General features: G+C 54.7%; 7 protein-coding genes. 2 read left to right on the top strand and 5 right to left on the bottom strand.

Annotated elements, in window-relative coordinates; all coding sequences use genetic code 11:
• Positions 1–256: 256 nt before the first annotated feature.
• Genes ACR0DU_RS20340 through ACR0DU_RS20325 form a run of 4 tightly spaced genes read right to left on the bottom strand, consistent with a single transcriptional unit; the run spans position 257 to position 2705 of the window.
• Positions 257–1303, bottom strand: coding sequence for an energy transducer TonB family protein (locus ACR0DU_RS20340; protein ID WP_480877118.1), 1047 nt, complete (start codon positions 1301–1303; stop codon positions 257–259).
• Positions 1300–1677 carry an ExbD/TolR family protein gene (locus ACR0DU_RS20335; protein ID WP_170408723.1) on the bottom strand — a complete coding sequence of 126 codons (378 nt, stop codon included), beginning with the start codon at positions 1675–1677 and terminating at the stop codon, positions 1300–1302. Before ACR0DU_RS20335 ends, ACR0DU_RS20340 begins: the two co-directional genes overlap by 4 nt.
• 4 nt (positions 1678–1681) lie before the next feature.
• Positions 1682–2047, bottom strand: a complete 366-nt coding sequence (locus tag ACR0DU_RS20330) for an ExbD/TolR family protein (RefSeq protein WP_480877115.1) — start codon at positions 2045–2047, stop codon at positions 1682–1684.
• On the bottom strand, positions 2040–2705 hold the full coding sequence (locus ACR0DU_RS20325; protein ID WP_480877112.1) for a MotA/TolQ/ExbB proton channel family protein: 666 nt from the start codon (positions 2703–2705) through the stop codon (positions 2040–2042). Before ACR0DU_RS20325 ends, ACR0DU_RS20330 begins: the two co-directional genes overlap by 8 nt.
• Positions 2706–3406: 701 nt before the next feature.
• Here ACR0DU_RS20325 and ACR0DU_RS20320 point away from each other — a divergent pair.
• Together ACR0DU_RS20320 and amaB are read left to right on the top strand one after the other, a co-directional pair.
• Positions 3407–4513: a saccharopine dehydrogenase family protein gene (locus tag ACR0DU_RS20320; RefSeq protein WP_480877109.1), complete on the top strand. Its 1107-nt coding sequence runs from the start codon at positions 3407–3409 to the stop codon at positions 4511–4513.
• Positions 4514–4531: 18 nt separating this feature from the next.
• On the top strand, positions 4532–6028 hold the full coding sequence (gene amaB / locus ACR0DU_RS20315; protein WP_480715868.1) for an L-piperidine-6-carboxylate dehydrogenase: 1497 nt from the start codon (positions 4532–4534) through the stop codon (positions 6026–6028).
• Positions 6029–6083: 55 nt separating this feature from the next.
• On the opposite strand, the gene ACR0DU_RS20310 is transcribed toward amaB, so the two are convergent.
• Entirely contained in the window at positions 6084–7661 is a 1578-nt protein-coding gene (locus ACR0DU_RS20310; RefSeq protein WP_480715869.1) for a DUF5928 domain-containing protein, read from the bottom strand.
• Positions 7662–7737: the final 76 nt, after the last annotated feature.

The raw sequence follows: 7737 nt of genomic DNA, 5'->3' as shown, positions 1-7737 counted from the left end.
CTCCCGCAACCAGCGTCAGAAAACCCCAAAACAGCCCGTTCAGACTACAATTGATCCACTGGATCAATTGCTTAACGTCTTCACCTCGGCAGGCTCATAACCTGAAGGTCAGAGGTTCAAATCCTAATCCCGAAACCAAATTCCAAACAACCCGTTCAGACTATTTTTGATCACACGGTTCAGTTGTTTAAAGCACTCCAAGCTATAACTCGTGGGGTTAACGAATAGCTATGCAACTGAGCCGCTGTCTCTGATCTCAACTATTCTGGTAATAGAATGATAGCCTGCGGCTTGAACCGCTTGGTGGGCGAGGAAATGGAGCGGCGCGGATGACTTGATCTCTGGCGGCGCGTTCGATCTCGGGTGAGCCTGAGCTGTCGACGATATCTACCCAAGCCAGTGATCCATCAGGATTAATTTCGAAGAATACCTGCGCAAATCCTCGGACCGGGACATAGACGACGGGTGTCTGATTTAGATGGACCAGAACCTGTCCGGCATAGTTCGTAGTGTCGGAGTTTCCTGCGCCGCGGCCTGAGGATTGATTTCTGCCACTGCTGGTTCGGAACGGGTCAGCCCCTTCTTTTTGATACAGGCTTAAGGGCGACTCTACTGTCCGCGAAGGGTTGCGCAAATTGTCGAAGTTACTGAACCCATCGAGCGATTTTGGAGTATCCGTTGCGGGCCTTCTGTCCGGAAGGCGGGGACGCTTGGAGACAGATACAGCCTGATCGGAAGCCCCGGTTTGTTCTTCCGGCAGCTCTGTTGTTGGCTCATCGACGGAACTTGGGATTTCCGGTTCGACTGCCGCACTCTCCAGTGGAGGGACCGGAGCAGTTGGGGCGTCTGTGGGTGGTAGCGCTGCCAAGCGCTCGGGCGCCGGGGGTGTTGCGTTAGTCACCGCGTCTGCGGCTGGTTCGGCGCTGGACGGGGCGACCGGTTCGGTCGGCACCCCTTCCTGCAATTCTGATTGTAGGGCGACGGGCGCTCCGACATCGGGTGAAGATACCTGCTGAGGATCGGGGGAGGCGACGAGTGTTTCGCTGATCGGGATGTCGGCAGTATCGGGCCTAATAGTGTCTTCAACCGGAGGCTCGGGTGTTTCAGCAGATTCCGGTTGCACCGGGTCCGTCGTGTCTTCGGTGAATTCTTCGAATGTGTTGCCAAGCTCGATCAAGCTGACCGATTCCCCCTTGGATCGCAATTGTGGCAGACTGGGTTCGTAAAAACTGATCCCAAGGATGTGCAGGACAAGCGAAAGCGCACCCGCCAACGCAGCGACGGCTGCTGACTTCCGGATCATTTTAACGCCTGCTGGGTCACGAGGAACACAGACGGCGCGCCATACCGTCGAAGGGCACCGGTTACCTCCATCAACCGTTGGCCTGAAACATTGCGGTCGGGGACAATCCTGACCGGTCCGTCATCATGGCTGGACATGAAAGCCTCAGGGTCGGTTTGCACTCCGCGAAAGCTGAGGATGCCATCAGCGTTCAGGACAAGCGCATCGGGAGGGTCGCGGCCTTCCAGTTCCGATGTGTCGACAAGCTGAAGCTCGGGATCAAGCGGTGGTGCCAGGGTGCCTGCAATCAGAAAGAAGATCAGCATCAGAAAGACGACGTTGATCAGAGGGATGGTCGAGTCTCGTTTTCGGCTTGGGCGACCAAAGCGGATCATCGGTCTACTCCAACACCGTGACGGTCAAGCCATCGCGGCCACGCAAAATAACCAGCAAATCTACAAGTCGTTGGGCGGACGTATCCGCATCAAGGCTTACCAGAGCCTGACCTGTCCCGATCCTTGCAGACAGGTCATCCAGCGTCAGCGTTTCGCCGTTCAAAGTCACGCGCTCTGCACCGATCTGGATGAAAATTCTCTCCACTGGCTCAGCCGAGGCCGATGCTCCTGAGGTTGCGCTGCTGATTTCGATTTCCGCGAACTTTGAGAAAGTTGAAGACAACATGAAGAACAGCAACAGCAAGAAGATGACATCGATGAGCGGCGTCACCGACATCGGTCGTCTGACAAAGGGTGCCGTGTTACGCATGTTCAGCGTTCAGAATCTCGGTCGCGCCGGTGGTGGCAGGCTGGTTCGAATGGTTTGGGACCAGAACCGTGCGTAGTGCTTTGTCCGCAAATACGCGTTCGCGCGCGGTTCGGCTTTCAAACCAGGACAAGACCATCGAGGTCGGCATCGCCACCGCAAGGCCAACAGCTGTGGTTACCAGGGCAACCCAGATGCCGCCTGCCAGCAATGAGGGATCGACAGAAGACCCGGCAGATTGAAGGCTTTGGAACGCATTGATCATTCCCAAAACTGTCCCGAACAACCCAAGCAGCGGGGCAAGCTGAGCAACCGTGTCCAGAAGCCGAAACCCCCGCTCAAGCCCAGCCAGTGCCAGCCCGGCTTCGGCATCCAATCGGGCGTCCAGATCGGGAGTGTCCGGCGCGTCCATTGCGGCTTCGACAAGTGGTGCAAGATAGCTGCTGCTCTGTGCGAGGCGTGTGCGTGCCTCGGCCCGATCCCCGGCATCCCAGGCTTGCAGCGCTTGTGACAGCACCTTGTGCCGTCCCACGCCACAGGCTGCGAATTGCCACAGCTTATAAAGACTGACCGCCACCGTCAGCACCGACATGACAATAAGAATGGCTACTACGGGCCCGCCAAGGGCCAGGATTTCCCGAAGAGAAGAGAGAATATTCATCCAAGTAACTCCACTTCAACTCGGCTGCTGAGCGTTAGGGTCGATTGACAGACGTCGCTCTGAGATCCGTTTATCACGCATGAACTCGCGCCATTGATCAATGCTCGTCCAACAGACGTGCAAGACATCCCTGGCAGGTCAAACTGACGGACACGCGGGCGATCTAAGGGTAAGTCTCGAAAATCAAAAAGTGAAAGGGTTACGACACTCCCTTCATTGTCGAATATCACCGTCTCGAATATTGCCTCATCGATGCTGGTTCCGGATTGGTTGGTCACCAGGAAGGTTAATCTACAGGCACCACTAACGTCTGCCAAGGCATTGAGCTCCAAAGAAATCTCAGCGGCAGGTGCCTCAGCGGATTGCGCCAGAGCTCCGCATGAGAGCAGGCATGCGAAACAGGTAAGCAGGACACGGAGAGATCTCATTGAAGGGCACCTATATGCTTGGGCGAACCGCGTTTGTCTGCGTTGTGTAGCCGACAATGGTCCTCTCATACCTGATAGTACTCTCACTTCAAAGGATCGCTAAAACGATTGTGAATTCGACAATATTTAAGGGCGAATTTGAAGATGCAATCTAGCAAATTGACATAACACATGACGAAATGACGGATATCTGCCTCATTTCGTCAAGACATGATCTGCATTCCGAACAATTCGCCCCTCATAATCGAAAGAAATACCGTATGGAGGCGTGTTTTGAGCTGGAATATTTGCGTAGTCGGGGCGGGGAAGATCGGTCAGATGATCGCGACCTTGTTGAAATCCTCGGCGCATTACTCGGTAACTGTTGCCGATCATGATCTCTCGGCATTGTCTATATTCAACAAGCGCGGGATTTCAACGCGGCAGATCGATGCCCGTGACAGTGCAAGCCTCGAACGGGGGCTCAGGGGGTTTGATGCTGTTATTTCGGCAGCTCCGTTTTTCCTGACGCCAGCAATTGCCGGTGCTGCAAAAACAGTCGGAGCCCATTATTTTGATCTGACAGAAGATGTTGAAGCGACCAATGCGGTACGCCAACTTTCGCAGAACAGCGATACAGCGTTCATGCCGCAATGCGGATTGGCACCCGGATTTGTCGGTATCGCTGGCGCCGCGCTGGCTTCGGAATTCGATGAGTTGGAAAGCTTACATATGCGGGTTGGGGCACTGCCGCTGTTTCCGACCAATGCATTGAAATATAACCTGACGTGGTCCACTGACGGATTGATAAATGAGTATTGTAACCCTTGCGATGCCATTGTGAACGGCGAGCGGGTTAAGACAGCGCCACTCGAAGATTATGAACTGATCGGCCATGATGGTGTGGAGTATGAATGCTTCAACACGTCCGGTGGGCTGGGCACGCTGCCCGAAACGCTTGAAGGTAAAGCGCGGGCTGTGTCCTATCGGTCGATCCGATATCCGGGACATCGGGATATTCTTCGATTGTTGCTAAGTGATTTGGGATTAGAGCGTCGGCGCGATCTGTTGAAAGAGATCTTTGAAACCGCTCTGCCGCGCACCGATCAGGATGTAGTGCTGGTCTATTGCACTGCCAAGGGAATGATTGATGGTTCCCTGCGCGAGAAGTCCCTGATCAACAAATCCTTTGCCCGCACCATTGATGGGCAAATCTGGAGTGCGATCCAGATCACCACCGCAGCAGGTGTGCTGGGTGTCGTCGATCTGATGCGGACGGGTGCTTTGCCGTCCAAGGGTTTTGTCCGGCAGGAGCAGGTAAAGCTTGCTGATTTCCTGAACACAGAATTTGGTCGGCTCTACCGCGCCGGCGATGTCACCGAACAGAACAAGGCGGCCTGAGATATGAAAGATGTTGTAATGACTGCTGAAGCTACTCTTGCGAAACTGGACCTGACGGCGGCAGAGCTGACTGGTGGATCGCTGCGCGTGACTTCTCCAATTGATGGAAGTGTGCTGGCTGAAGTGCACGAAACGCCTCTGTCCGAGATGAACTGCATATTTGCGCGCTCGAAGGAAGCGTTCAAAGCATGGCGGGTTGTGCCTGCCCCGCGCCGCGGAGAACTGATCCGCCTTCTGGGCGAAGAGTTGCGTGCGGCCAAAGATGATCTGGGCGCGCTGGTCAGTTGGGAAGCTGGCAAGATCACCTCGGAAGGGCTGGGCGAAGTGCAGGAGATGATCGATATCTGCGACTTTGCCGTGGGCCTGTCACGTCAACTATATGGTCTGACCATTGCATCGGAACGACCCGGCCATCGGATGATGGAAACTTGGCATCCTGCAGGACCAGTGGGTGTGATCTCGGCCTTTAACTTTCCGGTTGCGGTCTGGTCATGGAACGCGGCGTTGGCGTTGGTGTGTGGCGATCCCGTGATCTGGAAGCCTTCGGAGAAAACGCCTCTGACCGCGATGGCCTGTCAGAAAATCTTCGAGCGCGCATTGGCCCGCTTCGGGGATGCGCCTGACGGCCTGCTGCAGACCCTGATCGGCGGTGTCGCGCTGGGTGAAGCTCTGGTCGCGAGCGAGGATGTGCCGGTAATCTCGGCCACCGGCTCCACCCGGATGGGCCGTGCGGTTGCTCCGATCGTGGCGCAGCGCTTTGGTAAATGCATTCTGGAGCTCGGTGGCAACAATGCGATGATCGTCGGTCCCTCGGCCGATCTGGAAATGGCGGTCCGGGCGATCGTGTTTTCAGCCGTCGGGACGGCGGGTCAACGCTGCACCACGCTACGCCGTCTGATCGTGCACAACTCGATCCGTGAAGAGCTTGTTGCCCGCCTCAAGAAAGCTTACTCGGGCCTTCCAATTGGCGACCCGCTGGCGGAAGGGACATTGATAGGTCCGCTTGTCGATGAAGCCTCCGGCGACGCAATGACCGGAGCGCTTAGGAGGGCGGAAGCCGAGGGTGGAACGGTCTTTGGTGGCAAGCGAGTAACCGAGGGAATGCCTGGTGGCGTCTACATGGAACCCGCCATTGTTGAAATGCCCAGCCAGACGGCAACTGTGAAGACAGAAACCTTCGCTCCGATCCTGTATGTCATCGGTTATGATGATTTCGCCGAGGCGATCGAGATCCAAAACGATGTGCCCCAAGGCCTGTCATCCTGTGTTTTCACGTTGAACATGCGTGAGGCGGAACAGTTCCTGACCGCAGCTGGCTCGGATTGTGGCATTGCAAACGTCAATATCGGCCCGTCCGGTGCCGAGATCGGAGGCGCGTTTGGCGGTGAAAAGGAAACTGGTGGTGGGCGCGAAAGTGGTTCGGACGCCTGGAAAGCCTATATGCGCCGTCAGACCAACACGGTGAACTACTCAGCCGAGTTGCCGTTGGCACAGGGAGTCAAATTCGACATCTGACTGGCGGGTCTCGATCATTAGCATATCCGTCGGAGTTTATGTACGCCGCCGGATATCAATCCGCGAAAAGGTAATCCAAATGCATAATCGATTTGGCTTGGGCCTCCGTTAGGTTCAGAAACTCGGCTATTGCCTCTTCGTTGACCAAGCGATCAGCAGTTTCGCGCAAATGAAACAAACCATCGTTCTTGGAATATCGGATCTGCTCAGATTCATAGGCAAGTGCGTTCCGCAAAGTAGGAAGCAATCGGGCCATTGACTCGGCCGAGCTGTTCTGACCAGCCAACCCGACACGCAAGGCGTGACCAGCAAGGTATTCGTCGGAATAATCGCATTCGATTTCCAGTACACGCGTCTGGGCTTGATCCCCGCCAAAGTCCTGAATGACGTCTAAGTTCGCAGGATCAACGCATAAGATCAGTTTGTCGCTGTCGAAATGTTCGAACAGCAATTTCGCGACTACGCGACGATGTCGGGAGCGTTTGGTTAATGTCGTCTCAATGCCACCCAGATCGGGAAGCGGAGTGTCTTGCTCATCGTATATGTATTCAATACAGGGAATGCTGGTTTCCGAGGCAATCTGATCAACCAATCGTTTGGCAACGTGCCATTTTTTGCAGACAATCAAGTATATTTCGCGATCGGTTCCCAGGGTGTTTCCCGCTTCCCAGAACCGTTGTGTGTACCGTCGTCCGACGCGTCCACGGCTGGTCAAGAAATGATACAGTTTGCGCCCTTCCCCAGAAATACCAAACGCGACCCCTTCGCTGGCATATAACTGCCCTAACCGTTCCTTGAGTTCATGGGCTTCGGGGCTGATCTTGCGTGCGAAGAGGTAATCCTGACCCAGCAGCATGCCATAGTGATCGTTGTAGAAACTAACGGGCATGCCGTAATCGGAGAACATCAGAAATGTCAGCGTTCGGTTCTCGATCTCGTGCTTTGGTATCAGATGGCGAACGAGAGTTTGAAAGAACGTCTCATCCGGAATCCACGTTGTCTTGAAGAACCGAAGCACGTCCGGGCGTTGTTGCAGGAATTCGAGAATCATCTCGACAGTACGACGGCGAAGACACCACCATTGGCTGCCAATCATGATCTGAAGGTCTGACGGTATGTCGCGAGTGAGGCCAAACCGTTTTTGCATCTCGTAAGCGGTGTAGAAGAGGCGCGGTTGATTACGTTCGTTAAAGTAATGGCGATAGATCAGCCGGTCTTCTTTCATCCCGGTTTTGATCCAGTTGCTTGCGAAAAAATCGTGGCTCTCGATGAAATCCACATCGCGATCATCAAGGAAACCGTGCACATATTCAGCGGTCTTGATGGCCATGCAATCGCCAGACAGCATATAGAAATGGGTGGCCCTGGGGAACTGCTCTACAGCCGACTGAAGCGCATGCAGCGTAGCCTGTACCAGGGACCATTCACCCCATCCGCATTTAATGCGCTTCTTCGAAAAGGTGACATTAGGGTTGTCGCTTAGGGCCTCGCGAATTCGCGCATAATCTGTGTCGCTGGCACGGGCATCAAAATGGATCGCCATGCAATCACCGGCAGCCGTCAGCTGACCGGCCTGCGCGATGATCGCGTCCGGATCTTTGTGACACAGCAAGATAAAGGCAATCTTTGCCATTCTATATTCGTATTTCCCCGTTTCTGCCGTTTGCAACCGTGATACTGAGGATGAGCGATTGAATAAACAGAATATT

The organism is Ruegeria sp. G2, assembly GCF_056533505.1.
Note: the sequence above shows the minus strand (reverse complement) of the source record. Positions and strands in the feature narration are given on the sequence as shown.

Coding starts and splice junctions, on each gene's coding strand:
- ACR0DU_RS20340 (WP_480877118.1), bottom strand. CDS start 1,303: ATGATCCGGAAGTCAGCAGCCGTCGCTGCGTTGGCGGGTGCGCTTTCG.
- ACR0DU_RS20335 (WP_170408723.1), bottom strand. CDS start 1,677: ATGATCCGCTTTGGTCGCCCAAGCCGAAAACGAGACTCGACCATCCCT.
- ACR0DU_RS20330 (WP_480877115.1), bottom strand. CDS start 2,047: ATGCGTAACACGGCACCCTTTGTCAGACGACCGATGTCGGTGACGCCG.
- ACR0DU_RS20325 (WP_480877112.1), bottom strand. CDS start 2,705: ATGAATATTCTCTCTTCTCTTCGGGAAATCCTGGCCCTTGGCGGGCCC.
- amaB (WP_480715868.1), top strand. CDS start 4,532: ATGACTGCTGAAGCTACTCTTGCGAAACTGGACCTGACGGCGGCAGAG.
- ACR0DU_RS20310 (WP_480715869.1), bottom strand. CDS start 7,661: ATGGCAAAGATTGCCTTTATCTTGCTGTGTCACAAAGATCCGGACGCG.